Annotated in this window: 30 protein-coding genes; 4 read left to right on the top strand and 26 right to left on the bottom strand. The window is 65.2% G+C overall.

Annotated features, from left to right (window positions below; genetic code table 11):
- Positions 1-65: 65 nt before the first annotated feature.
- From AC07X9_RS14275 to trbB, 12 genes are all read right to left on the bottom strand, one after another.
- Positions 66-200 (bottom strand): benenodin family lasso peptide, encoded by a 135-nt coding sequence (locus AC07X9_RS14275; RefSeq protein ID WP_140159597.1) that lies wholly within the window; start codon positions 198-200, stop codon positions 66-68.
- A 310-nt stretch (positions 201-510) separates the two neighbouring features.
- Positions 511-735 (bottom strand): DUF2274 domain-containing protein, encoded by a 225-nt coding sequence (locus tag AC07X9_RS14270; protein WP_086485873.1) that lies wholly within the window; start codon positions 733-735, stop codon positions 511-513.
- Positions 735-2,027: a TraB/TrbI/VirB10 family type IV secretion system protein gene (locus tag AC07X9_RS14265; protein ID WP_086485872.1), complete on the bottom strand. Its 1,293-nt coding sequence runs from the start codon at positions 2,025-2,027 to the stop codon at positions 735-737. Before AC07X9_RS14265 ends, AC07X9_RS14270 begins: the two co-directional genes overlap by 1 nt.
- Positions 2,024-3,037: a P-type conjugative transfer protein TrbG gene (gene trbG, locus AC07X9_RS14260; protein WP_086485871.1), complete on the bottom strand. Its 1,014-nt coding sequence runs from the start codon at positions 3,035-3,037 to the stop codon at positions 2,024-2,026. Before trbG ends, AC07X9_RS14265 begins: the two co-directional genes overlap by 4 nt.
- Positions 3,034-3,717, bottom strand: a complete 684-nt coding sequence (gene trbF, locus AC07X9_RS14255) for a conjugal transfer protein TrbF (protein WP_086485870.1) — start codon at positions 3,715-3,717, stop codon at positions 3,034-3,036. The genes trbG and trbF overlap by 4 nt, the downstream gene beginning before the upstream one ends.
- Before the next feature lie 21 nt (positions 3,718-3,738).
- Entirely contained in the window at positions 3,739-5,106 is a 1,368-nt protein-coding gene (trbL, locus tag AC07X9_RS14250; protein ID WP_086485869.1) for a P-type conjugative transfer protein TrbL, read from the bottom strand.
- The gene (gene trbK-alt / locus AC07X9_RS14245; RefSeq protein WP_086485868.1) at positions 5,103-5,351 is read right to left on the bottom strand and encodes a putative entry exclusion protein TrbK-alt; all 249 of its coding nucleotides are present in this window, start codon (positions 5,349-5,351) and stop codon (positions 5,103-5,105) included. The genes trbL and trbK-alt overlap by 4 nt, the downstream gene beginning before the upstream one ends.
- Before the next feature lies 1 nt (position 5,352).
- Positions 5,353-6,075 (bottom strand): P-type conjugative transfer protein TrbJ, encoded by a 723-nt coding sequence (gene trbJ / locus AC07X9_RS14240; RefSeq protein WP_086485867.1) that lies wholly within the window; start codon positions 6,073-6,075, stop codon positions 5,353-5,355.
- Positions 6,072-8,561: a conjugal transfer protein TrbE gene (trbE, locus tag AC07X9_RS14235; protein WP_086485980.1), complete on the bottom strand. Its 2,490-nt coding sequence runs from the start codon at positions 8,559-8,561 to the stop codon at positions 6,072-6,074. The genes trbJ and trbE overlap by 4 nt, the downstream gene beginning before the upstream one ends.
- Positions 8,558-8,827, bottom strand: coding sequence for a VirB3 family type IV secretion system protein (locus tag AC07X9_RS14230; protein ID WP_086485866.1), 270 nt, complete (start codon positions 8,825-8,827; stop codon positions 8,558-8,560). Before AC07X9_RS14230 ends, trbE begins: the two co-directional genes overlap by 4 nt.
- Entirely contained in the window at positions 8,827-9,159 is a 333-nt protein-coding gene (locus AC07X9_RS14225) for a TrbC/VirB2 family type IV secretion system protein (protein WP_086485865.1), read from the bottom strand. Before AC07X9_RS14225 ends, AC07X9_RS14230 begins: the two co-directional genes overlap by 1 nt.
- Entirely contained in the window at positions 9,156-10,139 is a 984-nt protein-coding gene (gene trbB / locus AC07X9_RS14220; protein ID WP_086485864.1) for a P-type conjugative transfer ATPase TrbB, read from the bottom strand. Before trbB ends, AC07X9_RS14225 begins: the two co-directional genes overlap by 4 nt.
- Positions 10,140-10,534: 395 nt before the next feature.
- Between trbB and AC07X9_RS14215 the strand changes: the two genes are divergently transcribed.
- Complete coding sequence (locus AC07X9_RS14215; protein ID WP_086485863.1) at positions 10,535-11,641, top strand: Fic family protein; 1,107 nt, start codon at positions 10,535-10,537, stop codon at positions 11,639-11,641.
- Here AC07X9_RS14215 and AC07X9_RS14210 read toward each other — a convergent pair.
- Together AC07X9_RS14210 and AC07X9_RS14205 are read right to left on the bottom strand one after the other, a co-directional pair.
- On the bottom strand, positions 11,614-12,066 hold the full coding sequence (locus tag AC07X9_RS14210) for a CopG family transcriptional regulator (RefSeq protein ID WP_086485862.1): 453 nt from the start codon (positions 12,064-12,066) through the stop codon (positions 11,614-11,616). The genes AC07X9_RS14215 and AC07X9_RS14210 overlap by 28 nt on opposite strands.
- Positions 12,063-14,126 (bottom strand): conjugal transfer protein TraG, encoded by a 2,064-nt coding sequence (locus AC07X9_RS14205; RefSeq protein WP_086485861.1) that lies wholly within the window; start codon positions 14,124-14,126, stop codon positions 12,063-12,065. The genes AC07X9_RS14210 and AC07X9_RS14205 overlap by 4 nt, the downstream gene beginning before the upstream one ends.
- 289 nt (positions 14,127-14,415) lie before the next feature.
- On the opposite strand from AC07X9_RS14205, the gene AC07X9_RS14200 reads away from it, so the two are divergent.
- Both AC07X9_RS14200 and AC07X9_RS14195 read left to right on the top strand, forming a co-directional pair.
- Positions 14,416-14,688, top strand: a complete 273-nt coding sequence (locus AC07X9_RS14200; protein WP_086485860.1) for a type II toxin-antitoxin system TacA family antitoxin — start codon at positions 14,416-14,418, stop codon at positions 14,686-14,688.
- The gene (locus AC07X9_RS14195) at positions 14,676-15,194 is read left to right on the top strand and encodes a GNAT family N-acetyltransferase (protein WP_086485859.1); all 519 of its coding nucleotides are present in this window, start codon (positions 14,676-14,678) and stop codon (positions 15,192-15,194) included. Before AC07X9_RS14200 ends, AC07X9_RS14195 begins: the two co-directional genes overlap by 13 nt.
- Positions 15,195-15,252: 58 nt before the next feature.
- On the opposite strand, the gene AC07X9_RS14190 is transcribed toward AC07X9_RS14195, so the two are convergent.
- From AC07X9_RS14190 to AC07X9_RS14135, 12 genes are all read right to left on the bottom strand, one after another.
- A complete protein-coding gene (locus AC07X9_RS14190) occupies positions 15,253-16,998 on the bottom strand; it encodes a relaxase/mobilization nuclease domain-containing protein (RefSeq protein WP_086485858.1) in 1,746 nt (581 codons plus the stop codon).
- A gap of 244 nt (positions 16,999-17,242) precedes the next feature.
- Positions 17,243-17,968, bottom strand: a complete 726-nt coding sequence (locus tag AC07X9_RS14185; RefSeq protein WP_441347666.1) for a lytic transglycosylase domain-containing protein — start codon at positions 17,966-17,968, stop codon at positions 17,243-17,245.
- Between the two features lie 66 nt (positions 17,969-18,034).
- Positions 18,035-18,379 (bottom strand): DUF736 domain-containing protein, encoded by a 345-nt coding sequence (locus tag AC07X9_RS14180; protein WP_086485857.1) that lies wholly within the window; start codon positions 18,377-18,379, stop codon positions 18,035-18,037.
- The gene (locus AC07X9_RS14175) at positions 18,370-18,969 is read right to left on the bottom strand and encodes a S26 family signal peptidase (protein WP_086485856.1); all 600 of its coding nucleotides are present in this window, start codon (positions 18,967-18,969) and stop codon (positions 18,370-18,372) included. Before AC07X9_RS14175 ends, AC07X9_RS14180 begins: the two co-directional genes overlap by 10 nt.
- A complete protein-coding gene (locus AC07X9_RS14170) occupies positions 18,966-19,484 on the bottom strand; it encodes a DUF2840 domain-containing protein (RefSeq protein ID WP_086485855.1) in 519 nt (172 codons plus the stop codon). Before AC07X9_RS14170 ends, AC07X9_RS14175 begins: the two co-directional genes overlap by 4 nt.
- A gap of 277 nt (positions 19,485-19,761) precedes the next feature.
- A complete protein-coding gene (locus AC07X9_RS14165; RefSeq protein ID WP_441347665.1) occupies positions 19,762-20,619 on the bottom strand; it encodes a replication initiator protein A in 858 nt (285 codons plus the stop codon).
- 31 nt (positions 20,620-20,650) lie between these two features.
- Positions 20,651-20,911, bottom strand: a complete 261-nt coding sequence (locus AC07X9_RS14160) for a helix-turn-helix transcriptional regulator (RefSeq protein ID WP_086485853.1) — start codon at positions 20,909-20,911, stop codon at positions 20,651-20,653.
- Positions 20,912-21,038: 127 nt separating this feature from the next.
- Positions 21,039-21,518 carry a DUF2285 domain-containing protein gene (locus AC07X9_RS14155; RefSeq protein WP_254908078.1) on the bottom strand — a complete coding sequence of 160 codons (480 nt, stop codon included), beginning with the start codon at positions 21,516-21,518 and terminating at the stop codon, positions 21,039-21,041.
- A gap of 85 nt (positions 21,519-21,603) precedes the next feature.
- Positions 21,604-21,810 (bottom strand): transcriptional regulator domain-containing protein, encoded by a 207-nt coding sequence (locus AC07X9_RS14150; RefSeq protein WP_086485852.1) that lies wholly within the window; start codon positions 21,808-21,810, stop codon positions 21,604-21,606.
- 134 nt (positions 21,811-21,944) lie between these two features.
- Positions 21,945-22,262: a DUF736 domain-containing protein gene (locus AC07X9_RS14145; protein ID WP_086485851.1), complete on the bottom strand. Its 318-nt coding sequence runs from the start codon at positions 22,260-22,262 to the stop codon at positions 21,945-21,947.
- A 586-nt stretch (positions 22,263-22,848) separates the two neighbouring features.
- Positions 22,849-23,301, bottom strand: coding sequence for a hypothetical protein (locus AC07X9_RS14140; protein ID WP_086485977.1), 453 nt, complete (start codon positions 23,299-23,301; stop codon positions 22,849-22,851).
- A 144-nt stretch (positions 23,302-23,445) separates the two neighbouring features.
- The gene (locus AC07X9_RS14135; RefSeq protein ID WP_170935532.1) at positions 23,446-23,610 is read right to left on the bottom strand and encodes a hypothetical protein; all 165 of its coding nucleotides are present in this window, start codon (positions 23,608-23,610) and stop codon (positions 23,446-23,448) included.
- 429 nt (positions 23,611-24,039) lie between these two features.
- Between AC07X9_RS14135 and AC07X9_RS14130 the strand changes: the two genes are divergently transcribed.
- Positions 24,040-24,315: an HU family DNA-binding protein gene (locus tag AC07X9_RS14130; protein WP_086485976.1), complete on the top strand. Its 276-nt coding sequence runs from the start codon at positions 24,040-24,042 to the stop codon at positions 24,313-24,315.
- Positions 24,316-24,344 lie beyond the last annotated feature (29 nt).

The following is a 24,344-nucleotide window of genomic DNA, read 5'->3' as shown; positions in this document are numbered from 1 at the left end:
CGCGTCATCTTTCGGGCTGCTGGAGTGAGGTGCCGGGATACGTCCCGGCACCTCACGATGCCGGCTCAGTCGTCTTCGCTGAGGCCTTCGCCAAGGCGGAACTGGATGCCGTCGGTGTCCAGTTGGCCCACCGGCAGCACACCGCGGGTGAGCTCGGCAGCGTCACCCAGGTCAACGAGATCTTCGTGCTTGCGTTCCATTGCGGTTACTCCTTCTTCACGCGACTCGATCAGTCGCATGAGGAAGGTTCCAGATCAGGTCGGGGCGATCTATTTTATAATCGGATTATAATTCGATTATAATCGAAGGCATCTTCTACGCAGGCATGGACAATTACGGGAAATCGTGACCGAGTAGTGAGAACGTGCGTTGGGAGCACGCACCGACGCCTTTAGCTTAAAGCCTGGACATTCGCGCCAGTCACCCGGTCACACGCTCGCGAACGAGCGCTTCAGCAAGCCTAGCATGTGTGCATCAACTTGGAACCCAAAGATGAATTGGGTGGCACATTCATCCGGAGGGGCGCCTGTTTCTGGCAAAGCCCCGATCGCTCGCCATGAAACGCTCCAGCATCGGCGAAATGAGGCGTTCGACCGGCAGAGCCTGCGATAATCCCGTCGCAGCGGCATGGGCCTTGGCATAGGCCAGCAGATCGCGATGGACCGAAGCCGGTAGTTCGACAGTGATCTTGACCGGCTTGTCATCGTCGATTGGACCCAGTTTCAGCTTGCTCATCACTGTTCCTTCGGCAGTGGCTCGAGCACCAAATCGCGCGTCACGATGACGCGAAGCACATGACCTGGGCGTATAATGAGCGTTGGCGGGATACCGAGTTGACGCTGCACGACCTGGCGTCCCGTTTGATTGATCGTGTCCTGCGTGCCGTAGCGCAGCGCTTCGACCAGCGCGTCGTCGCTGTCGGTTGCGAGTTCGGAGCCGACACCCAGCAACGTCGAGACCAGCGCGGCCTTGAGCACGCTGCCCCAATGATAGTTCACGCGATCCCGGATCCCGGCCATACCGGACGCATCGCCACCTGGCTGGCGGTCGAGCAGGATCGAGTGACCGCCTGGAAGAATAAGCCGATCCCAGGCGAGCAGAACGCGGCTTTGGCCGGCCGAGACTTCGCTGTCATATTCCCCGATCAGCCGCGATCCCTGCGGGATGAGCAGGATGCGCCCCGTCGGGCTGTCATAGACATTCTGCGTGACCTGGGCGGTGATCTGGCCAGGGATATCCGACTGGATACCGGTGATCAACGCGGCCGGGATGATGCTGCCCGCCTGCACGATATAAGGCGAGACCGGCGGAGCGATCCGCTCATTGCTAACGGTGGAGCGGTCGGCGGCGACGGCCATAAAGCCCCGCTTGCCAGTCGGCACGGGAGCCGGATTGGCCGCAATGCCAACTGAAGCGGGCGGCATAGCCTGCTCGGCAGACGCCGCCAAAGTGCGCACGCTGCTCATTGCCTCGCCAAGGAACAATCGGCTGGTGCGCGCGGTGTCGCGCTCCTGCATGATGCGCTGGCGGGCCTGTTCCACTGCAGTGATGCGCGAGTCCACCGATTGAGGAGCCGGCGTCCCTATGGGCGGCGCGGGAACGGGCTGACCATTTTGCTGCGCCGAGAGGATCGGGCGGCCGAGGTCGCCCGGGAGCGGCTGACCGAGCTTAGGAACCTTGTCGTAACTGGCCGGCGCCGCGGTCACAGTGTCAGCCTTGTTCCGGCTCTCGGTCTCGACGAGATTCGGCGCGTCGATGGGACGCGCGGGCAGAAGCGCATAGACGAGCGCGCCGCCGATGCCGAGGCATGTAACCGCACCGATGGAGGCAAGCGCCTTGCGTGAAAGGCGCATGACGCGCGGCGGATCGCCGCGCAACCGGAATGCCTGCCCGTCATGGACGGGCGGCGGAGCGGCAGCTGGCGCCGCTTCCGGTTCCTCTCCGACATTCGGCCTGGCTGCGGGATCCTGCGGCAGGCCGACGACCGGCTTCCCAGCTTCAGCCCTTTCTCCTCCCGGCCCGGTCATGACCGGCCCTTACGGCGCGGACTTTCGCGCTCGATGCTGACCTTTGCCTCTCGCTTGCCCGAAGCAAGCCGTAGCTCGGCACGGGAAAAGAGCCGGTCGACGATCATGTAGCGGCCCGCGACGCGGTAATTGACCAACTCGGTAGGCCCAGTGTCGCCAGTGACGAACAGCGGCGGCATGTCGGTGCGCTCCACGCCTTCGGCAAATTCGACGAAAACCTGTCGGCCGTCATCGAACACCCGCACCGGCCGCCAGTCGGGCCTGTCCCCGCCGATCCGATAGCGAAAATTGAGCGCTGTGACATCGACGCCCGAAGCCGGCGGCGCGTTGCGCGCCCGCTCGGTTTCGGCGATCCGCAGTGCGATGAGCTGATCCTGCGGATAGGTCCACGACACCGAGGCCATCCATGCCGAAGGCGTCGCGCGCAGTTCCAGATGATAGGTGCGCCGGTCGGTGTTGATGACGAGGTTGGTCGTGATATCCGACCGGGTGGGTTTGATGAGGATATGAACGCGTGCGTTCGCGCCGCTGCCGCTAACGGTGTCGCCGATGATCCAGCGCACCGTATCCCCCGCCGCGACCGGTCCCGGCCCGACAAGCTGTTCGCCTTCCTGAAGCGCAATGTCCGTCACCTGGCCTGGAGCGGCATAGACTTGATAGAGCGCGCCATCGGCCCAGGGATATTGCTGGATTGCATTGAGATAGCCGTCGCGGGTGGGCTGCACGCGGGCGGCTGCATTGGCGGCGCCCACACGGCGGCGCGGATCAGCCGTCTCCGATGGCGGCCTGCTGCTCTCGACCGGCTTCAATTGGCCCGGCAGCGGTAGTGGTTCGGGGATCGCCACGACCTGCACGGCACGCTCCGGCTTGGGAGCCGGTGTCGCGAGTATCTCACGCGGCGCGTCCTGGACGATGGCCCGCGGCTTCGCCGACGTCGTGGTACAGGCGCCAAGCGCTGACGCGGAGATCAGCAAGGCGGGAATAGCCTTGCGAAATGAAATCTGTCTCATTGGCTGAGTTCCTTCGACCAGTTGAGGGCATTGACGAACACGCCCAGCGGGTTCTTTCGCAGGCCATCGGGCGTGCGCGGGGTCTGGACGGTGACGGTAAGGATTGCGGACCAGCGCGAGGTCTCGGCAAGCGCACCGTCCTGATAACGGCGCTCGGTCCAGGCGACCCGGAAGCTGTCGTTCGAGGCGCGGATCACGCTCGACACATCGACCGCGACCTGCACTTTGCCGACCAACGCGAAGGGATCGTTGCTGCGCGCATAGTCGTTGAGCGCGAGCCCGCCCTTGTCGGTGGCGAAGTCATAGGCGCGCAGCCAGTTCTCGCGCAGCACGATCGGATCGGCGGGAACCGAGCGCACGCCTCCGATGAAGCGCGCAAGATGGAATGCGATCTGGGGATCGGTCGGTCGATAGTCGGCATTGGCCGGCGCCACGGCTTGCGCTGCGCCGAGCTTGTCGACCTCGACCACCCAGGGCGTGATGTGCCCACGGGCCGATTGCCAGACGAGGCCGGCAGACAATCCGCCCGAAAGCGCAAGACAGCCGAAAAAGGCGAGCCGCCAGTTCCTTGCGGCAACCCGCGCCGAGCCGATACGATCGTCCCAGGCCTGAGCGGCGCGCTGATAGGGCGTGACGGGCTCGGGCGATTGGCCATAACGGATGGATGGGCGTCGAAACATAGGCGGTGTCCTTTCGGGAATTCAGCTCTTGTCGGAAACGTCGGGGCCACTGCCGCCGCCATGGCTGTCGCCGCCCTTGAGGGTGTGCGTCGCCATGGTCGCGCCCTGCGTCATGGCCTGGCGATGCTTCATGGCTTTCGCCCAGGCAGGCGGCCCGCTCGGTGAAGATGACGGTCCCGCTCCGGATACCGTGGCAGCGGCGGAAGCCGGATCTTCCGGCGCCGCTCCGAATGTGGAGCGCGCGCCGCTACGAAAGTTCGACCGCAATGCCTGCCCAGCCTTGTCGGCCATCTTGCGCAAGGGCGAGACGGCAGCCCTGCCGGCACTGGCAAGCGCGGCCTCTCCCGTAGCAGCTATCCCTCCGGCAACGGCGCTGGCGCCGGTCTGGCCGAACGAGCCCATGCTATAGGCGGCAGCCGCGGCGCCGGAGGCACGGGCAGCACCGCTAGCTGTCGCGGCGGTGGCCCTGCCGCCCGCCGCGACCGCGGAACCGGCGGCGCCGGCTGCAAGCTTTGCGCCTGCAGCACCGCCAGCCAACGAAGCGCCCGCGAGCAACGCTGTTCCGGCGGCGGCGCCTGCACCGAGTTGCGGACCGCCGGCGACAATGCCGTTGGCGATCCCGGGGCCGAAGATCCCGAGGCCCAGCAGCGTCAGCGCACCGAGCGCGATCGCCATGACCTGTTCGATGTCGGGTTCGGGACCGACGCCGGCATTGATGAACTGGGTGAACAGCGTCGTGCCGATCCCGGTGATGACCGCCAGCACCAACACCTTGACGCCTGACGAGATGACATGGCCCAGCACCTTCTCGGCCATGAAAGCGGTGCGATTGAAGAAGGCGAAGGGCAGCAGCACGAAGCCGGCGAGCGTCACCAGCTTGAACTCGATGATGGTGACGAACATCTGGATGGCGAGCACGAAGAAAGCCAGCACCACGATCAGCCAGGCAACGAGCAGGATCATGATCTCGGGGAAATTGGTGAAGAGCCCGACCGGTCCGACCAAATCCTCGGTCGCGTCGAGCAGCGGCGCGCCGGCATCGAGACCGGTCGCCGCGACCGTGCCGGGCTTCATGAAGTCGGCGAGCGCCATGGCGCCGCCCGAAGCCTTGAGGCCGAGCCCGGCGAAGCTGTCGAACAGGATATTGGCGAGACCCGAGAAATTGCCGATGATGTATGCGAAGACGCCGATATAGAGCGTCTTCTTGACGAGGCGCTGGAGCACATCCTCGTCGGCGCCCCAGGCCCAAAACAGTGCGGCGATCGTCACGTCGATCGCGATCAGGGTCGAGGACAGGAAGCCGACTTCCCCGCCAAGCAGTCCGAACCCGCTGTCGATATAGCCAGTGAAGACACCCAGGAATGTGTCGATGACGCCCGTATCGTTCACGGCCGGCCCTCCCTGCGATAGAAGCGGCGGCGCTTTTCTTCCCAGGCGGCCTCGCAACCGCTGTCGGGCATGGTGAGCGTCCGGCAGCGGCGAAGATCGCGTGTCTGTGGATCGGCTGCGCTCTCGTCCGCCGGGACGATGGGTGTCTCGACGTGGCGGTCCTCGCGGAGCGTGATGCCGATCGTCAGCGCCATAAGCAGCCCGCCAAGCCCGCCGGCCGCCGCGATCTTCGCCGTGCGGCTCATGTCAGTTCTTGCCCCGGAAGCGGCGGAACCGCTCGCGCGCTTCGGCCTCGATCGCAGCGTTGCGCGCGGATTCGAGCGCCTGGGCGCGGCCCTGCGCGGCGACCGCGGCGGTGAGGTCGGCGAGCTGCTGCGACTGGAGCGCGAGCAGCTGGTTGCCGGCCTGCGCCGCCTGCAAAGCGCCGCTCGCCGACTGGCTGGCGCCGACCAGCGTGTCGATCGACGATCGGGTGCCGCCCAAATTGCCGACCACGCCGGCCTGCACGCGCAGCGCATCTTCGAGCGCGCCGACGCTGTCCTCCCAGCGCGCATTGGCATTGGCGACCATCCGGGCATGGTCGCCGGTGAGCGCTGCGCCCTTGTAGCGACCGTCGAACGCCTGCTGGATGCTCTGCACATCATAGGCGATGCGCTGAGCCTCGCTTAGCAACTGTCGCGTCTGGTTGACCTGGTTCTGGAGGGTGGACAGCGTCGAGACCGGCAGGCTGGCGAGATTCTTCGCCTCATTGATGAGGCTGGTCGCTGCTTGCTGGATCTGCTGGATTTGATTGTTGATCTGTTGCAGCGCGCGGGCCGCCTGCAGGACGTTCGACGCATAGTTGGTCGGGTCATAGACGATGCCGCCGAAACCGAACTGCGCCTGTGCCGGAATGGCAGTCATCGTGCCGGTGACAGACAGTGCGATCGCGCCGGCCAGCAGAGCGCGACGAAGCGGATATTTCTTCATGAGCGTAACTCCTCGGGATCGAGCGGCAGCAAGAGCTCGTCGCTCGGTATGGATGCAGTCAGCGGATCGGGTTCGGGCAGCAGGCCGGCGGCCCAGTCGAGGCCGCGGTGCCTGAGCCAATGGGCGGCGAAGGCGGGCGCCCCATGCGCGGCGACGAGCTCGCCGATGCGGAGCTGGTCGGACTTTGACGATGCGGCAGTGAAGGCGAGCGCGACTTCGCCCAGGCCCAGTTCGAACAGCCGGTTGCCGCGCCGCGACTGGCAATAATAATCGCGTTTGGGCGTTGCCCGGCTCAATATCTCGATCTGCCGCGCGTTGAGCCCGAATCGCTCATATACGCGTGAGATCTGCGGCTCAGCGGCGCGCTCATTGGGGAGGAAGATGCGCGTGGGGCAGCTTTCGATGATGGCGGGCGCGATTGTGGACGTCTCTATGTCGGCGAGGCTCTGCGTGGCAAAAACCACGCTCGCGTTCTTCTTGCGCAATGTCTTCAGCCATTCGCGAAGCTGCGCGGCGAAGGCCGGGCTGTCGAGCACCAGCCAGCCTTCGTCGATGATGATGAGCGTGGGGCGCCCGTCGAGCCGGCCTTCGATCCGGTGGAAGAGATAAGCGAGCACCGCGGCGGCCGATGCCGCGCCGACCAGCCCTTCGGTCTCGAACGCCTGGAAGCTTGCCGCGCCCAGATGCTCGGTCTCGGCGTCGAGCAGCCGCCCCCAGGGACCGCCGACGCAATAGGGCGCGAGCGCCTGCTTCAACTCCTGGCTTTGCAGGAGCACCGCCAGCCCGGTGAGCGTGCGTTCGGACGGCGGCGCCGAGGCGAGCGAACCGAGCGCCGTCCATAAATGCTCCTTGGCGGCAGGATCGATCCTGACGCCCTCGCTGGCAAGGATAGCCGCGAGCCATTCCGCGGCCCAGGCACGTTCACCCGGATCGTCGATCCGGGCGAGCGGTTGCAGGGTCACGCCCTCACCGCCTTCCCGGTCATGCAACGCGCCGCCCAAATCCTGCCAGTCGCCGCCGCAGGCGATCGCTGCCGCCCGGATCGAGCCGCCGAAGTCGAAGGCGAAGATCTGGCTCTCGGGATAGCGGCGGAACTGCAATGCCATCAGCGCCAGCAGCACGGACTTGCCGGCGCCGGTCGGCCCGACAATCAGTGTATGGCCGACATCGCCGACATGAAGGGAAAGACGGAACGGGGTCGAGCCTTCGGTCTTGCCGTAAAGCAAGGGGGCATCACCGAAATGCTCGTCCCGTTCCGCCCCCGCCCACACCGCTGACAGGGGGATCAGGTGGGCGAGATTGAGCGTGGAGATCGGGGGCTGGCGGACATTGGCGTAAACATGGCCGGGGAGCGATCCGAGCCAGGCCTCGATCGCGTTCATGCCTTCGATGGTGCAGGTGAAGTCGCGGCCCTGGATGATCTTCTCGACCAGCCGCAGCTTCTCTGCCGCCAATGCAGGATCGCGATCCCACACCGTCACGGTTGCGGTCACATAGGCGATTCCCGACTGGTCCGCGCCCAGCTCCTGCAAGGCGAGGTCCGCGTCGACCGCCTTGTTCGACGCATCGGTGTCGGTCAGCACCGATGCCTCGTTTGTCATCACCTCTTTGAGGATCGCGGCGACGCTCTTGCGCTTGGCGAACCACTGGCGCCGGATCCTGGTCAGCAATTTGGTGGCGTCGGTCTTGTCGAGCATGATCGCCCGGGTCGACCAGCGATAGGGGAAGGCCAGCCGATTGAGGTCGTCGAGCAGGCCGGGAAAGGTCGCCGTCGGAAAGCCGGTGACGGTGAGGGTGCGCAGATGATGCTCGCCCAGCTTCGGCTCGAGCCCGCCGGTCAGGCCCTCATCGGTGAGCAGCGCATCGAGATAGCAGGGCGTCTCGGGCACCTGCACGCGCTGGCGCTTGGTCGATATGCATGAATGCAGATAGGTCAGGGTCTCGGCGTCATCGAGCCAGCCCACCTCGGGCATGAAACCTTCGACCAGATGGAGTACCCGGTTCGTCCGATCGATGAAGCCGGCCAGTTGCTCATGTGGATCGACGCCGCTGCCCGAACGGCCTTCATAGAGCCAGTTCTCCGCGCGCGCGGCCTCCTCGGCGGGCGGCATCCACAGCAGGGTCAGATAATAACTGCTCTCGAAATGGCTTCCCGCTTCCCGGAACTGCTCGCCGCGCTCCATATCGACGAGTGCCGAGACCGGATCGGGAAATGCACTTTCCGGATAGTCCAACGCGGGAACGCGCTGTGCTTCGACGAACACGGCCCAGCCGGAACCGAGACGGCGCAGCGCATTGTTGAGCCGCGCGGTCACCGAGACCAGTTCGGCGGGCGTGGCGCTGTCGAGATCGGGACCGCGAAAGCGCGCCGTGCGCTGAAACGAACCATCCTTGTTCAGCACCACGCCCGGCGCCACCAGTGCGACCCAGGGCAGGAAATCGGCTAGGCAAGCGGCCTTGGGGCGATATTCGGACAAATTCATCATGGCCGCATCCAAACCGGATATTTGAGGTGGCGGCGGGCGACATCGACGAACTGCGGATCGCGCCGTGCGGCCCAGACCGACAGCGCATGGCCGATCGCCCAGAGCGCGAGGCCAGCGATCCACAGGCGCAAGCCCAAACCGATGGCCCCGGCGAGCGTGCCGTTGACGATGGCAAGGCTGCGCGGCGCGCCGCCGAGCAGGATGGGCTCGCAGAGCGCGCGGTGGACCGGCGCGTAATAGCCGGGAATGTCGTCCGCGCCGTTCATCACACCAGCGCCCCGCCACCAAAACTGAAGAAGCTGAGAAAGAAGGAACTGGCGGCAAAGGCGATCGACAGGCCGAACACGATCTGGATCAGCCGCCGGAACCCGCCCGAGGTGTCGCCAAAGGCGAGGCTGAGGCCGGTCACGATGATGATGATGACGGCAACGATCTTCGCCACCGGGCCTTCGATCGATTCCAGGATCGATTGCAGCGGTGCTTCCCAAGGCATCGACGAGCCGCCGGCATAGGCAGGAACAGCGGTCATCAGTGTGACGAAGGCGGCAGTAGAGGCGAGCGCGGCGCGACGGGCGCCACGCCGGACGGCATAGGTCATGGGGTATCTCCTCGGGAGGTTGAGTGGGGGGTAAGGCGAAAGTCGCCGGACACCGGGTCGATCCCGTCAACGCTGGCGAGTTCGGCAAGGCGGCGGCCATGGCCGTCGCGGACCAGCACCGCGACGAGGTTGATGGTCTCGGCGATGAGCGCGCGCGGCACGGTCACCACGGCTTCCTGGATGAGCTGCTCCATCCGGCGCAGCGCACCCAATGCGCTGCCGGCATGGATGGTGCCGATGCCGCCAGGATGGCCGGTGCCCCAGGCTTTGATCAGATCGAGCGCCTCGGCCCCGCGCACCTCGCCGATGGGAATGCGATCAGGGCGCAGGCGGAGCGATGAGCGAACGAGATCGGAGAGCGACGCGACGCCGTCTTTCGTCCGCATCGCGACGAGATTGGGGGCCGCACACTGCAGCTCGCGCGTATCCTCGATCAACACCACGCGATCGCCCGTCTGTGCCACTTCGGCCAGAAGCGCGTTGGTGAGCGTGGTCTTGCCGGTGCCGGTGCCGCCGGCAACGAGGATGTTCAGCCGCTCCATGACGCCGGCGCGCAGCGCGTCGGCCTCATGCTCAGACATGATGCCCGCCGCCACATAGTCCGCCAGCGTGTACACCGCGACGGCAGGCTTGCGGATGGCAAAGGCCGGCGCGGTCACGACCGGCGGCAGCAGCCCTTCGAACCGTTCCCCTGTTTCCGGCAGTTCGGCCGAGACGCGGGGACTGCGGGCATGGACCTCGACGCCGACATGATGCGCGACCAGACGGATGATCCGTTCCGCGTCGGCAGGGGCCAGCCGCCTTCCGGTATCGGCAAGGCCGGTGCCCAGCCGGTCCACCCAAAGGCAGCCATCCGGGTTGAGCATGACCTCGACGATCAAGGGATCGGTCAGCCAGTGTCCGACCATCGGGCCGATCGCGGTGCGCAGCATTCGCGCACCACGCGATCTCGCTTCTGTATCGGTCCAGCTCGATGCCATCGTGATCCCCGTTTCCGGCACGGACCAGGAATGTCCGCGCGACGGGGATGATTAAGAGACGCAGAAAAAGTGCTGATTCAACAAAGATTTGCGATCGTAGCAGGCTGGCGAAGGAATACAGGGAATGGCGTAGGCAGCCGCGACCGGAAACGCCGCATCGAGGACCTGCAGCGCGCCATCGCTTGAGGATGCCTTCGACGGGATGAATGGTCGCCGCTGCCCAGCAGGTAAGGGATTCGCCGAAAGGCCAAGTGTGGCTTTACGTTTGGGCCGTTTCGTAAACCGCCTGTATCGATGCGGTGAATAGCCGCCTTATTCACCGCATATCATGCGGCGAATATTCTTGCTCTTTGCGGTGAATAATCGCTATAATCACCGCAGAAAGTGCGGTGATTATGACCTATATCCATGAACTGCCGGACTGGCCGAATTTGCGCTGGAGCGACGAGCAACTCGCCCAGCCGCTCGCCGCCGTGCGCCACCGACAGGGAAGGTTGATCGGCCATATGGAGGCGCTCGGATTCCCGCTACGCGAAGAAGCCGTGCTTCAAGCGCTCACCGAGGACGTTATCAAATCCAGCGAGATCGAGGGCGAGGTGCTGGACAGGGAGCAGGTGCGCTCTTCCATCGCCCGCCGTCTCGGCATGGACATCGGCGGTTTGGTGGAAGCGGATCGCAACGTCGAGGGCGTCGTGGAAATGATGATCGATGCCACGCAGAACTATGCACAGCCCCTGACCGCCGAACGGCTGTTCGGCTGGCACGCGGCGCTGTTCCCCACCGGACGCAGCGGCATGAGCCGCATCACCGTGGGCGCATGGCGCACCGCCGACGCTGGCCCGATGCAGGTTGTGTCGGGGCCGATCGGCCGCGAGCGCGTCCATTATGAAGCCCCCGCGTCGGAGCGGCTCGACGCAGACATGTCCCGCTTTCTCGACTGGTTCGAGACAGCCGCGCCGGACCCCGTCCTGAAAGCCGGGATCGCGCACCTATGGTTTGTCACCATCCACCCCTTCGATGACGGCAACGGACGAATTGCCCGCGCCATCGCCGACCTCGCGCTGGCGCGCGCGGAAGCGACAGCACAGCGTTTCTACAGCATGTCGTCGCAAATCCGTACCGAGCGCAAAGCCTATTACGACATGCTGGAGCGGGCGCAGAAGGGTGACCTCGACATTACGCCCTGGCTGTTGTGGTTCATCGACTGCCTGGATCGCGCCTTCGACGGCGCTGAAACCATCCTCGCCAACGTCATGCGCAAGGCGCGGTTTTGGGAGTCCGTCGCGGGCCAGCCCTTGAACGAACGCCAGCGCAAGGTCGTCAACCGGCTACTGGACGGCTTCGAGGGCAAGTTGACCAATGCCAAATGGGCGGCGATCACCAAGGCATCGTCCGATACCGCCCTGCGCGACATCACCGATTTGCTCCGGCGCGGCATCCTTGAGAAGGAGCCGGCCGGTGGGCGCAGCACCAGCTATTCACTGGTGTTACCCAAGTCCTGATCCGACCGAGTCGACCTCGTTACATCTTCAGCGATCTCATTCCTGAACCGCGGCCCAAGCTCCATGCGGCGGTTCAGCATATCGACGAACCGCTCCCATCGCTCGCGTCCCTGCGCCCTCGCGGCCTGCGTCGCTCCATCCGGGAGCGATGGCGTCGCATTGAGCCAGTTTCGCACAAACAGCGCGAGAGTCTCGTTCGACAGTTCGACATGCCATTCGAGGCGGCCAAGATCACGGGTCAGCCGGTCGAGCCGGCGGGCAAGTGCTGCTTCTAGTCGCTCGGCAGCATCGGGCGACAGGAAGGACTCCAGCGCAGCCTCGATGATCGCGGCCTGGCTGCTGTTCCGCGCGGTGGCGTGATCAGCGAGCCGGCGCGCCAGATCAGTCCGCAGCCGGATGCTGCGCTTGACGTGGCCTCCGCTCACAGCACGATCCCGTCATCCGGGTCGAGCGACGCATTACGGGCATTGCGGCGCATGGTCCGCTCCGCCTCGCGTTTCGCCCGGGCGGCATCCTCATCCTGATTGTCTTCATCGGGCGTTTCTTGCCCAGACATGTCCTTTGTGGGAGGAACGATTTCCTCATGCTCGCCAAGATCGGGCTCGCGGCGGATGCCAGCATTGGCTGCGTCGGCGGCAGCGTCAGCCTGATCGCCTTCCCGGGTGCCTTGCGGCTCCGCATCATCGGCTTCCGCCTTCCCGGCCCCGTCATCAGCCGCGGCATGATCGGAGGATGGGGCTGACGGCGCATTCACCGGTATGAGCGTGGACCAGTCATCCTTGGACCGTCGCTTCGGATCGAGTGGTTTGGGTGTCGGTGGCGGCAGCAACCGCGCGGTAAAGCGCGGATCGGTGAAGTAGCGTGCCTTCATAGCCCGGATTGGCGGTACGCCCCCCACCATGACAATCTCCTCCTCCGAGGATAGCTGTATGATCTCGCCAGGCGTGAGTAAGGGGCGCGCCGTCTCGGTTCGCGAGACCATCAAATGTCCGAGCCAGGGCGAAAGCCTGTGCCCGGCATAGTTTTTCATCGCTCGCATTTCGGTGGCGGTGCCGAGCGCATCCGAGATCCGCTTGGCGGTGCGCTCGTCATTGGTCGCGAAGGCGACGCGGACATGGCAATTGTCGAGGATGGCATTGTTCTGCCCATAAGCCTTCTCGATCTGGTTGAGGCTCTGGGCGATGAGGAAGGCCTTGATCCCATAGCCTGCCATGAAGGCGAGCGCGCTTTCGAAGAAGTCGAGCCGCCCGAGCGCGGGAAATTCATCGAGCATGAGCAGCAGGCGATGCGGACGGCCCTTGGGATTCAGCTCCTCGGTCAGTCGCCGGCCGACCTGGTTGAGGATCAGGCGGATGAGCGGCTTGGTGCGACTGATGTCGGAGGGCGGGATGACCAGATAGAGCGAGACCGGCACCGGCCCATCGACGAGATCAGCGATGCGCCAATCACAAGCGCGCGTTACCCTCGCCACGATCGGATCGCGATAGAGGCCAAGGAACGACATGGCGGTGCTGAGCACGCCCGAGCGTTCGTTCTCCGACTTGTTGAGCAGTTCGCGCGCCGCGCTGGCAACGACAGGATGAACCCCGGACCCGCCCAAGTGCGGCGTCGTCATCATCGCGCGCAGCGTCGTTTCGATCGGACGGCGCGGATCGGAGAGGAAGGCGGCGACGCCGGCGAGCGTTTTGTCCTCTTCGGCATAGAGGACATGGAGGATCGCGCCGACCAGCAGCGCATGGCTGGTCTTCTCCCAATGGTTGCGCTTCTCGAGGCTTCCTTCCGGATCGACCAGCACGTCGGCGACATTCTGGACATCGCGCACCTCCCACTCGCCCTTCCGGACCTCGAGCAGCGGATTATAGGCGGCGCTGGCCGGATTGGTGGGATCGAACAGCAGAACTCGGCCATGGCGGGAGCGAAAACCGGAGGTGAGCTGCCAGTTCTCGCCCTTGATGTCGTGGACGATGCAGCTTCCCGGCCAAGTGAGGAGCGACGGTATGACGAGACCGACGCCCTTGCCCGACCGGGTCGGCGCAAAGCACAGAACATGCTCGGGACCATCGTGGCGCAGATAGCGCTGCGCGAAGTGGCCGAGAACGACACCATCGTCGCCGAGCATCTTCACCCGCCGCACTTCACGTTCGCTCGCCCAGCGCGCTGAACCATAGGTTTCGGCCTTCTTCACTTCCTTTGCCCGCCAGACCGACATGGCGATCGCGATCACGATACCGGCCATCGCGCCAGATACCGCGATCAACGCGCCGGTCTCGAATATCTTCGGCGCATAGGCGTCGAACGCGAACCACCACCAGAAGAAGGCCGGCGGCGGATAGATCGGCCATGACCCCAGCGAGAACCACGGCTCGCCCAGTTCGGGTTGATAGGCGAGTGCGTGCGCGGTCCATTGGGTTGCCGCCCAGATGCCGGTCAGCGTTACGCCGAAGACGGCGATGACCTGGCCCCAAAGGATTTTGGTAGCGGACATAATGGCACCCTTGATGAGCGCCGGCGCCAGCCGCCGACGCGGTGGAGCTAATCAAGAGACGCAGGAAACACGGCGATTCAATGAGGATTTACAAGTGTAGCAGACTGGCGAGGAAAGACAGGGAATGGCGTAGCCGCCAGCCCCGAGGCTGGATGGCTGAGCATTGGGATTGCGGGGCCAGCCATTTCGGCTCGCCACTGCGAGGAGCTTCCGACCTCGTGACCGGGACAAGGCATTCATTGAAAGGACGGTGCGCGTATGCTATTGTCATACACAAAGGAGTGCCATCATGGCCAAAGCATCACCAGCCATACTCAGTGTTCGCGTCAACCCGGCGGAGCGGGCAATGCTCGAAGCGGCAGCGCAGGCGGCACGCACAAACCTCAGCGACTTCATCCGCCGCAAGGCGGTCGAGGCGGCCGAGCAGGATTTGCTCGAACAGCGGCAGGTCGTGATCCCGGTTGAAGATTGGGAAAGGTTCGAAGCCTGGGTTCATGCCGAACCGAGGCAGATCGAGGCGCTCCGCAAGCTCGCCTCGTCGCGTCCTGCATGGGAAGGCTGACGCCACCCCGTCCGCTGGCGAAGGAAGATGATCGCGATGCATTCGACTGCGGGCGGGACTCTCTTAACCAGTGGTTCCGCCGAAATGCGTGGCGCAATCAGCAGTCAGGCGTTTCGCGGACCAGCGTGATCTGTGATTCCGTGACGGGGCGGGTCGTCGGCTATGTCAGCCTGTCGGCGGCCCAGATAGAGCGCGCCTTTGTCCCGAAGGCCGATCAGCGCAATCGTCCCGACCCGCTGCCCGCATTGCTTCTGGGGCAGCTCGCGGTCGATCGCGATCATCAGGGTCGTGGCTATGCCCGGTCGCTCATGCTGTTCGCGCTTACGACCGCCGTGAGTCTTTCACGGAGCATCGGATGCTTCTGTGTTATTACCCATCCGCTCGATGATGGGGTGCGCGACTTCTATCGGAACTTCGGTTTCGAAGACCTTCCTTTCGATCCGAACCGCAGCATGGCGGTGCGGATCATGGACCTGATTCGCAGCGGATTTGATGTCGGCGAGTGATCCGTTCTTTCCCAAGGTCAAGGGACGGTCTCCGGGGCGGCCACGCCGTCATTGACCTTCATAGGCCAAGCCCCCGTCCGCGGCCGAGCGACCAGTCGACGCCACCGCCCGGCATCATCGTACCGCTGACATGCTTGCCCAGATGCTGGTCGAGTACCGGCCGCCAGGGGACGAGCTGGAAACCGAGCCCATCGTCGATCATCGCGAACCGGCTCGAGGCGAGCGTCACCCGCTCGCGATATACGCCGCTCACATAGTCGCCGGCCGCCGATGGCCGATGGGCAAGGCCAGTACGCCGGGCGATGGCGTCGATTTCCTGGCTGAGCTCATTGCCCTTGAGGGTCGTGATCAGGTCGCGCGCGAAGAGGAAGCCAGCCCCACGCCGCTGCGCGAGCCCGGCGCCTTCGAGACGGATGGCGCGCGCTTCCATCGCCTCGCGGATTTCGAGCCCGAAGCCGGTGCCGGCTGCGACCGGCTCGCGAGCGATGAGTTGGCGATCGAGCCAAGTGGCGCCGGGCGCGTTCACCTGTTCGGCTAGCGTCAGGTCAGAGCGGGTCGCCAGCGACAGGCGTGCATTGCCCCTGGCGTCCTGCCAGCTCCGCGTTTCGACAATCGCCCCGGGTCTGGCGTCGCCGGTCATCTCCATATCGTCGAAGCGCAGATGATGCGTTCGTCCGTCGGCGCCGTCGATCACTGCATAGGCCGTGCCCGCCAGTTCGTCGTGCAGACCGCGCTCGACCAGGCGGCCGATGATAGGATCGGCCGGAGCTTCACCATGGAGCGCGAAGCGGCCGGTATCGGGCACACGGCCGCTGTCGCTCATTGCCCGGTGCATGGTCTTGATGATGTCGGTGCGGATGGAGAGGTCGCGCAGCGTCTCTTCCGCGCCGGATTTCAATGACCATACCGCCGGCCCCTCGCGGTCAGCCAGCCCCAGCCGTTCGAGCTTGCCGGCACGGCCGATCAGCAGGCGGCGCATTTCGGGATCGTCGCCACCGCCCGGGCGCAGATCGACCATGCCGGCCATCTCATCAGCCATGCGCTGCAGACGGCGATCGAGGCTCGTCCAGCGATCGGCATCGACTTCCCGCTCCAGGGCGGCGCGGATCTCCTGTTCGCTGCGCGGCCCGAGTTCCATCGTGACGCGCTCCTCGGCGCGGGCGCGCATGCCTTCGCGAATATAGTCGCGGTCGATGACGAGATCGGCACCGGTCTCGTCGACGCCTCGCACGAGGACATGGATATGAGGATTGTCGGTGTTCCAGTGATCGACCGCCACCCAGTCGAGCCGGGTGCCCAGATCGGCGCTCAAATCGTCCATCAGTTCGCGCGTGAACGCCTTGAGGTCGGCCATCTGACCTGCATCCTCGGGCGAAACGATGAAGCGAAAATGGTGTCGATCGTCTTCGCAGCGCCCGGCGAAGGCGTCACCGTCCGCCTGGTCGGAGCGAGCATCGAACAGGCTGGCGTCGCGACCGTCGCGCGTCACGCCATCGCGCTTGAGGTAGGCGATATGTCGGGCGAGCGGCGCCGCGCGAAACTTCGAGCCCTTGTGCCTGACCACACGGGCCTTGATGACGACGCGCCGGGCATTGGCTTGAGTGCGAGTGCGCAGCCGCGCAATGCGACCGCGGCCATGACGTCCGGTGCCCCTGCCGCGCGACGGTCCCCGCCGGCTATAGCCCGCCTTGGCGGCCGCCCGGCGCACCTGAGCCGCGAGGCTCTGAACCTTGCGGCCCGATCCCTTGCCAACGTCGCGGCTCCTTCCCGGCCGAACCCGGAAATCATCGTCGCCGGTGGTCATCGCGGCCCCGGAATCGATGCTGCCACCCGCCGACCCTTTGAAATCACGCCATAATCGGAAAATCGCGCCACCCGGCTCGATCCGGTGCCACCTGAAAATCTCCGTGACTTACAACCACATGACGCCCCACAGGTGGCGCGTCTTTTATCTCGCCATCGACGTTTCCCTTCGATTCCAGTGCGTTGGCCCGTTCTCCAACGCAGTAAATCCCACGCCTGACGACGCCAGAGAACGCCATGGCCGCTCATTGTTCGCTCCGTCCGGAAAGCGGGACGAAGAGACCGTGCGAACCGGACGATGTAGGGCGTGGCGGGAGGCCCGAAGGCGGCGAGACAGGCGCAGAGGAGATGCTGTCCCGCTGCGCGATGGGCGCGGGATCGGCGGCGGTTTCGTTGCCGTCCGATGCGCCGTCGCCGCGCAGCACGAACAGCGCCGCGTCGCGCCAGGATGGCGTAGCCGGTGCGCGTGGAACCGCAGGCACGACGGCGGGCGAAGCGATGCCGGAGGTGCCGAGGTTCGGCGCGAACTGCGCGGCATAGGCGATGGTCTCGGCGGGGAGCGGGCGGCCGCGCTGGCGCCAGTCGTCGACACGGCCCGGACCAGCGTTATAGGCGGCAAGCGCGGTGGGCAGGTCATGATATCGATCGATCATCTCGCGCAGATAGGCCGCGCCAGCGTGAATGTTGGCGCGCTCGTCCCATGGATTGTCGCCAAGGCCATAGCGCGCGGTCAGACCAGCCCAGGTACCGGGCATGATCTGCATGAGGCCCATGGCGCCGGCGCGCGAGATCGCCGCCGGATCGCCGTTGCTCTCGGCGCGCATCACCGCCCAGATCCATGCCTCGGGAATGCCGAAGCGCTGTGCGGCTTCGGCAACATGAACGGCGTAGGGATGCGCCGTCGCGGCAGCGGCAGGCACGGTGGCCAGCGCGGCCGTGGCCGAAAATAGGGAGGCGAGTGTGCCGGTCAAGGCCGATGCGCCAGCGAGGCGAACGGCGCAGGACCTGCAGCGCGACGCGAAGCGGATGCGCACGGTTCACTCCGCTTTCGGACGCCGCAGGCGCGGCGACCAGAGCAGGACATGGCCGTCATCGCCGCGATTGGAACGCAGGAGATTGGCGCGGATCGGGCGGGCAAAGCCCGGACAATCGAGCTGGACCGCGACGAAGGCGCCGGCTTTGCCGTCATGGTTCCAGCCCGATCCGACCTCGGGACCAATGCCTTCGGGCGCGCTGGCGTCGGGGAGATGGACGCGCCAGTCCGGCGCGCGGCCGTGCCCGGTGAAGCCGGTCGGCACGAGCCGCAGCGCGACATCGAGCGTGAGCGTGCGTAGACGGCCGACGAAGCCGTCGCGGTCCTGGGTGAAGCAACCTATCTGCATGAAACTGCTCCTTCATTGCTGGTGGGAAGTGCGTTACCCGCGTGAATGGAACGCCAGCGCAGCGGCGCGGCAGGCGTGTCGCGGGTAAGGAGGGGTGACGCGCGGCCGATCAGGCCGGAGGCGGGGATCGGCCCGAAATAGCGCCCGTCGAGGCTGTCTTGCGCAGCATTGAGCAGGAACAGTTCGTCGGTCCTGAGGACGCGGCAGCCGCGCCAAACCGGCAATGGTCGGCCATGGCTGTCGGACGCGCGCGCGACCGCAACGGTGCGCCCGTCGATCGTTACCGCCCCATCGCCGCGGCAGATCAGCGCGCCCGGATGCGCGGCGACATGCTTGAGCAGCGGCACGCCGACGGGCAGATAATGGCGCTCGGCCATGAACCGGGCGAGCGCGGGTGGCGGCGCGACGGCGACCATGTCGCCGATCGCCGGTCGGGCAAACGGATTGACGCGATAAAGGCCGATGGGCGCACTGGCGCTGGCGTTCCAGAGCAGCAGCTTGGGCAGTGGCAGAACCGCCGCGACCAGCGTGACGCCAATCACGCCGCCGGCGATGTGCGGCACGAACCGCGAGAGCGCACGGCGGCTCATTGACCCAGCGCCTTGCGCTTGAGCCACGCCCGATGGCGTTCCACCGTATAGGCGCGCGCCGGTTCGCCTGCGCTCAGGCGGTTATGGACATGCCGCCAATGCTCGGGCGCGATGTCGCAGGGATCGAGGCCTTCCGCCTCGATCCTGTCGATGACCTCGAGCACCTTGCGGACCTTCGGCCAGCCCTGGATCGAGAGCAGCAACTCACCGCCCGGCCGCACGAAGGGTGCGGTGGTATAGGCCTCGCCCGGACGAACCGCGCGCAAGATGTCGATACGCGAATGGATGGTGCCGAAGTCGTTGGCCGACCAGCGCACGAACGCGACGACGGCATCGGGCCGGAAGGCCACGATGCGTGTCTTGCGGCTGACGATGCGCTCTGACGCGATCCGGCCGAAACGGATCCAATGCTCGAGCCGCTTCTCGATCCAGATCAGTTCGATCTCGGTGCGGGCGCTGCGAAGCGATGGCACAGCATCCGAGCGGACACGCCCACGGGCATGCGGGTGGTTCATGGAACATCTCCGGGGAGGGGAACGAAGTGCAGCCGATCTGCCGTCGAGCCGCAGCGTGGCGGCAATGCGGGCGTCGGCGCGCGCCGCGCGAAATCCACAGCCACGCGCCGGGTTAGGAAGAATATGAAATATTCTTCTCTATTAGGATGGTTAGAGGGCCGACGATTTTGCGCGGATTCCTGCGGCTCTCCGGGCCATGCCGGTTCCTGATAGGACGACTCTCGGGTTCCCGATAGGACGACTCCGGCGGTTCCTGATAGGACGACTCGCACGGACCTTATCCACAAGCCGGGAGCTTGAGCCGGCGCATGGCGGCATCGAGCGGATCGACCGGAACCGGCGCGAAATTGAGGCGCTCCTTGCCCAGGGCATGTTCGATCCGGAGCGTGTAGCCGGGAAGCGGCTGACGCCGCACGATCGCGCGCAACTCGAAGGCGAAGCGCTTCAATGGCGAGAGCGCGCCCGACTTCATATGCAAATGCTCGAAGTCGAAGCTCCAGCCCGCCGCCTGGCGGCCGCCATGCTTGCGCACGATCCGGTAGAGCCAGCGTTCAAGGCCGCCGGTCAGATCGAAATAAGCGCGATCGATCGTCAGCACGAGCGCGCGGTCGAGCACGCCCGCATAGAACCAGTCGGCCAGGATCAGCTCGATCCCGAGCGGCCGCCCTTGCGCGTCGAGCCGCTCCTGCCACTCGTTGATCCACGAGAAACGATGGCGGCGGCGCTGATGCTGCTGGCGGATCGATGTGGCGACGGTCGTCGATTGCAGCCGGTCCAGCGCGGCTTTGAGGCGGTCATAATTGTCGCGGCCGGTGCCGCGCCGAATATAGGTCAGTATCTCATGCGGGGTTGTCGCCATGAGCCGCGAAGTCGGCCGTCCGGCATCGCGTGCCTCGACGAGCTGGCTCGCCGCCCAGATCAGGATGTCGGCGTCCCAGATAGTTGCCATGCCATGGTCGGGCACGGCTTCGACCGAAATCCAAGTCTCACCCATGCGGAAATCGATCGGGGCGACCCGCCGCGATTTGGCGAGGCTGAAGAAAGGCCAGGACATGAGATCCTGAGCATCGCGCGGCGCCGGATTGGCTGGCACCGAGCGGAACAGGTCAAGCTGCGTGCGCTCGACCTTTGTCACAGCAGAGGATGATGGGCGACTTGGCACGGCCTCAACGCTCCGGCTGCACGTCGAACCGCTTGGCGGGAAGGCAGATGCCGGTGCCCGGATCGGAGGTCGAGCGCCGCCGGCCAAGTTCCGCCCAGGCGTCGAGCGCGTCGATCGAATAGACGACGCGGCCGCCCAGCTTGTGGAAATTGGGGCCGGTCCCATAGCAGCGGTGCTTTTCGAGGGTACGCGGGGAAAGGCCGAGCCGCGCGGCGGCATCGGGTGTCTTCAGAAATTGCGGCGAGCGCGGTGCTGCTTGCTCCATGATGTTCCTCCATCGAAACCGGGATCACGCACGGCGGCGATCGACCGGACTGGAGGAAAGTGGCGGAGCAGGAGCGTCGGGATGGAGCGGCTGTTTTGGCCCATGCATTTTTGTCGCACCGGCGGGATCAGCCACGCAGCAAGGCGCGGTATCCCCCGTTCATAAGCGCGAGCGCTTCGTCGATCAGGCGCTGGGTGCGGCGGCGCTCGGCGGACGATTTCCACTCATTGCCGCGGCCGATGGTCATGGCAGGATAGACATGGCGGCGGGCGATCTCGTGGGTCGTGACCCCGGTCCGCTCGCGGCCGAGAACGACATCGAGAATGTCGAGAAGCATTCCGAGTCGCCGCCGCTGGAACGGTGTCGGCGCGAAGCCGGACGGCAGGCGCATGGGCGGGGCACCTGCCAGACGCCGATCGAGCCGCTGCGCTGCTGCGTGCCGCAGATCGATCGCGTCATCGCGCACGATCACATAGGCAAGCGCGCTGCCCTTGAGCGGATCGCGGACCCAGAGGCGGTGCGGCCCGTCGATGTCGCCGAGGATGAGATGCCGGCCGGTCGAGAGCGCGCGGTCGGCAAGGATGATCGGCCAGGCGTCGAGATCCAACGGCGCGGCTTCAGCAAAGCCGGGAGGCGCCGTATCGAGGATGACCGTCGTGGGCGCGAGCGACGCCTGCCAGAGCGCTGGTTCATCAGCCGCGAACGAGCCAGGCGCGCAAGGGAAAGGCGAGGCCCCAGCGCCGGGCCATCACCTCCTGCTCCTCGGTGGAGCTCCGCCTCGTGCGCATGACCTTCTGATAATCGGACCGATAGCGGGGATTGCGCCGCAGAAACTCCTGTGCAAATCCGGGCTTGTCGAGAAGGCGTCGATCGCCATCACTTGGCGTTTGGCCGGACATGCGCGCTCCCCCGAAAGCAGGAGTGCAGGCTGTCGTTTGACGTTTTTGCGGGCCATTCCAACAACTAGGGATGCGGATCCCCATTTATGGGGATATCCGCCGGCTCGCCAGGAGCCGGCGGATCGCTGCGGGCGTCAGTCGCGTTCGCGGCGGGCGGGGCGGTTCCAGACCAGGTCATGTTCGCCGTCCTCGCCTGCGAAGAGCTGCGCGAAGATGGGAGCGACGAAGATGGGATCATCGAGCTTGACCGAGAGATAGGGCCGGTCGTCGCTGGTCCGCTTGCTCCAGGCCGCACCGACCTCCGCATCGCCGACATAAACCCGGTGGCTGGGCGCATTACCGCTGGCCTGTTCGTCCGCTACGATGCGAACCGACTTGGCCTGAACTGAGAGGGTGACGATCTGGCCCCGGAATTCGCCCGAGACCTTCTTGAAGCTGCCGATCTTTGCCATGATGTGTGTTCCTTTCACTTCGGGGCCACGCCAATCGCGGCCTCGATGTGCTGGACGAGGCGGCAGGCGAACGGCGCCGCAGCCGAAGGCCCGTAGCGAAGCGGAGGACGGCTTGGGCCGGACTTTCTTGGCTCGCGAGGAACGGCGGCACGCCGGGGGAAGAAAGTCCAGCCCGAGCCGTTGCGGCAAGACGGGCGAGCGCCAGCGGCCTGACGGCATAGAGCGCATCGACACGAGGCCGTGCTTGGCGCGGCGCAGGATCCGGAGAACAGCATTGGCCAAGACTTGGGCATCGGGGATTCGGGTGAACGGGCGCTGAAGGATCGCCTCGGCTCAGCGCTGGCACTGTCAGTATCGCCAAAGGCATCGCATCGGGTGCCCGCCACCGATCTGGCGTATGCCGGTTCCAAGCGCCGGGAAAGACACCAGACTATCGACCGCCCCGCCAGCGCAATCCAGCGATCTGCCTCCTTCCCATCAGCAGCATAGCGGCCGAAAGGCATGATCTGGTCTAAAACCGGCTCCGCATGGGACAGCTACGCAGGGAACAAACCTGGCTTCGGTCGGGCGGCGGATATCCGGATCGTTACCGCGCCGTCGTTGCGGGAGTACCCGCGGCGGCCTGCGCCGGTCCTGGAATCTCGAAGCGGGCGAGCCGCATCCATGCGGTGACCGCGATGGTGAAACCGCCGAACCAACTCAGCGACGAGCGCATCACGCCCGGATCGATCGCCAGCCCGACCACGCCTAGGACGGCATGATAGCCGGCAATGCCAGCGGGGATGGCGAACAGTAGCGCTATGGCCAGCCTGACGATCGGCGAGCGGATGATCGTGAAGAGAAACTGGCCGATGATAAGCACCGCGACACCCGCCGCGAAGCCGCCAAGAATGGCGGCGAGATAGCCATAGTCGTGATCGCGCATCCAGAATGCGAGGCTGATACCGGCGGCGCCCGGTAGCGCATAAGTGGCGAGACGGAAGAGCAGCCAGAGGAGGTAAAGGCCGGCGAATAAGCCGAAAACGAGAAAAATAGTCATGAAGAGCGTCCTTTCGAAACGTGAATCGTCGGACGCGCTCGCCACCACCTCCACAGCGCTATGTTGCGTCCATTGGAGTAGCGCATGGAAGCACCGACCAAAACAGAAATCTGTCTTCGGCCGGGAAGCGAGTTGATCCACCGATCAGGATGGGAATGGGTCATATTCATGTACCACTTGGGCTGGATTGCCGTCGAACTCGTCCCAAGGCATCACCGCGTAGCCGTCGTCGGTCCTGATAAGGACGATGACCGTCATCAGTGTTTTCGCGAGGTTCCAGGCGAGCGACTGGGCGGTGGAAAGCGGCATCACGCGAACTCCTGTTCGGCAAGCGAAGACCATCTCCGCTCGACAGGTGCCCCGGCGGCCGGGGTCTGGCCGCAATCACCGCGCCGGCTCGTCCAAGCGGCCGCACGCGCACGCGTAGCGGACCCTTTATGGGTTGATTGACGGAGGCCGGATTTCGGCCACAGGGATCAGCACCTCACCCGAGCGGTGGTGGTATTCGCTTGCCGGACGGGGCCAGGGCTCTCCGCTGCCACCTCGTCGTTTGGCTGGAAACTCACATCGACTGAGATGAACTTTCTGCGGCCGCAGCGAGTGGGAGCCTGATGCTGCTGACCGGCATGATGCGCGATGGAAGATGACCGCGAAGCGACTGCTGCTTAGGGTGCCGGACCGTCTGCGACGATGCGATTCGGTTCGGGGCGGACAGTTTTGAAAAGTGGAGTGATATTCGTGAATAACAACGACCTGGCCGATGCCCTTGCCGCCTCGAACGGCATTACCAAGTCCGACGCGCGCAAATATGTCGATGGTGTCTTCACCGCCATCGTGGACGCGGCGGCGAAGGGCGAAGAAATCTCGCTGAACAGCTTCGGCAAGTTCAAGGTAAAGGACAGTCCGGCGCGTGAAGGCCGCAATCCTTCAAATGGCGAGACGATCCAGATCGCAGCATCGAAAAAGCTGACTTTCGCGCCCGCCAAAGCCGTGAAGGACAAGCTTAACGGTTAAGCACAGTGATACCGGGACAGGCTTCGGCC

Source organism: Sphingobium sp. GW456-12-10-14-TSB1 (assembly GCF_059424385.1).
This window is presented reverse-complemented; position numbering and strand designations above follow the sequence as displayed.

What these genes read in the sequence shown, in the direction of transcription:
- AC07X9_RS14140 (WP_086485977.1), bottom strand. Translation starts at nt 23,301, where the DNA reads ATGACTATTTTTCTCGTTTTCGGCTTATTCGCCGGCCTTTACCTCCTC.
- AC07X9_RS14180 (WP_086485857.1), bottom strand. Translation starts at nt 18,379, where the DNA reads ATGCAGATAGGTTGCTTCACCCAGGACCGCGACGGCTTCGTCGGCCGT.
- AC07X9_RS14195 (WP_086485859.1), top strand. Translation starts at nt 14,676, where the DNA reads ATGGGAAGGCTGACGCCACCCCGTCCGCTGGCGAAGGAAGATGATCGC.
- AC07X9_RS14275 (WP_140159597.1), bottom strand. Translation starts at nt 200, where the DNA reads ATGGAACGCAAGCACGAAGATCTCGTTGACCTGGGTGACGCTGCCGAG.
- trbK-alt (WP_086485868.1), bottom strand. Translation starts at nt 5,351, where the DNA reads ATGAGCCGCACGGCGAAGATCGCGGCGGCCGGCGGGCTTGGCGGGCTG.
- trbF (WP_086485870.1), bottom strand. Translation starts at nt 3,717, where the DNA reads ATGTTTCGACGCCCATCCATCCGTTATGGCCAATCGCCCGAGCCCGTC.
- AC07X9_RS14215 (WP_086485863.1), top strand. Translation starts at nt 10,535, where the DNA reads ATGACCTATATCCATGAACTGCCGGACTGGCCGAATTTGCGCTGGAGC.
- AC07X9_RS14265 (WP_086485872.1), bottom strand. Translation starts at nt 2,027, where the DNA reads ATGACCGGGCCGGGAGGAGAAAGGGCTGAAGCTGGGAAGCCGGTCGTC.
- AC07X9_RS14225 (WP_086485865.1), bottom strand. Translation starts at nt 9,159, where the DNA reads ATGACCTATGCCGTCCGGCGTGGCGCCCGTCGCGCCGCGCTCGCCTCT.
- AC07X9_RS14170 (WP_086485855.1), bottom strand. Translation starts at nt 19,484, where the DNA reads ATGAACCACCCGCATGCCCGTGGGCGTGTCCGCTCGGATGCTGTGCCA.
- AC07X9_RS14135 (WP_170935532.1), bottom strand. Translation starts at nt 23,610, where the DNA reads ATGCCGCTTTCCACCGCCCAGTCGCTCGCCTGGAACCTCGCGAAAACA.
- trbE (WP_086485980.1), bottom strand. Translation starts at nt 8,561, where the DNA reads ATGATGAATTTGTCCGAATATCGCCCCAAGGCCGCTTGCCTAGCCGAT.
- AC07X9_RS14200 (WP_086485860.1), top strand. Translation starts at nt 14,416, where the DNA reads ATGGCCAAAGCATCACCAGCCATACTCAGTGTTCGCGTCAACCCGGCG.
- AC07X9_RS14160 (WP_086485853.1), bottom strand. Translation starts at nt 20,911, where the DNA reads ATGGAGCAAGCAGCACCGCGCTCGCCGCAATTTCTGAAGACACCCGAT.
- AC07X9_RS14175 (WP_086485856.1), bottom strand. Translation starts at nt 18,969, where the DNA reads ATGAGCCGCCGTGCGCTCTCGCGGTTCGTGCCGCACATCGCCGGCGGC.
- AC07X9_RS14145 (WP_086485851.1), bottom strand. Translation starts at nt 22,262, where the DNA reads ATGGCAAAGATCGGCAGCTTCAAGAAGGTCTCGGGCGAATTCCGGGGC.
- trbB (WP_086485864.1), bottom strand. Translation starts at nt 10,139, where the DNA reads ATGGCATCGAGCTGGACCGATACAGAAGCGAGATCGCGTGGTGCGCGA.
- trbG (WP_086485871.1), bottom strand. Translation starts at nt 3,037, where the DNA reads ATGAGACAGATTTCATTTCGCAAGGCTATTCCCGCCTTGCTGATCTCC.
- AC07X9_RS14150 (WP_086485852.1), bottom strand. Translation starts at nt 21,810, where the DNA reads ATGTCCGGCCAAACGCCAAGTGATGGCGATCGACGCCTTCTCGACAAG.
- AC07X9_RS14230 (WP_086485866.1), bottom strand. Translation starts at nt 8,827, where the DNA reads ATGAACGGCGCGGACGACATTCCCGGCTATTACGCGCCGGTCCACCGC.
- AC07X9_RS14205 (WP_086485861.1), bottom strand. Translation starts at nt 14,126, where the DNA reads ATGTCCGCTACCAAAATCCTTTGGGGCCAGGTCATCGCCGTCTTCGGC.
- trbJ (WP_086485867.1), bottom strand. Translation starts at nt 6,075, where the DNA reads ATGAAGAAATATCCGCTTCGTCGCGCTCTGCTGGCCGGCGCGATCGCA.
- AC07X9_RS14270 (WP_086485873.1), bottom strand. Translation starts at nt 735, where the DNA reads ATGAGCAAGCTGAAACTGGGTCCAATCGACGATGACAAGCCGGTCAAG.
- AC07X9_RS14190 (WP_086485858.1), bottom strand. Translation starts at nt 16,998, where the DNA reads ATGACCACCGGCGACGATGATTTCCGGGTTCGGCCGGGAAGGAGCCGC.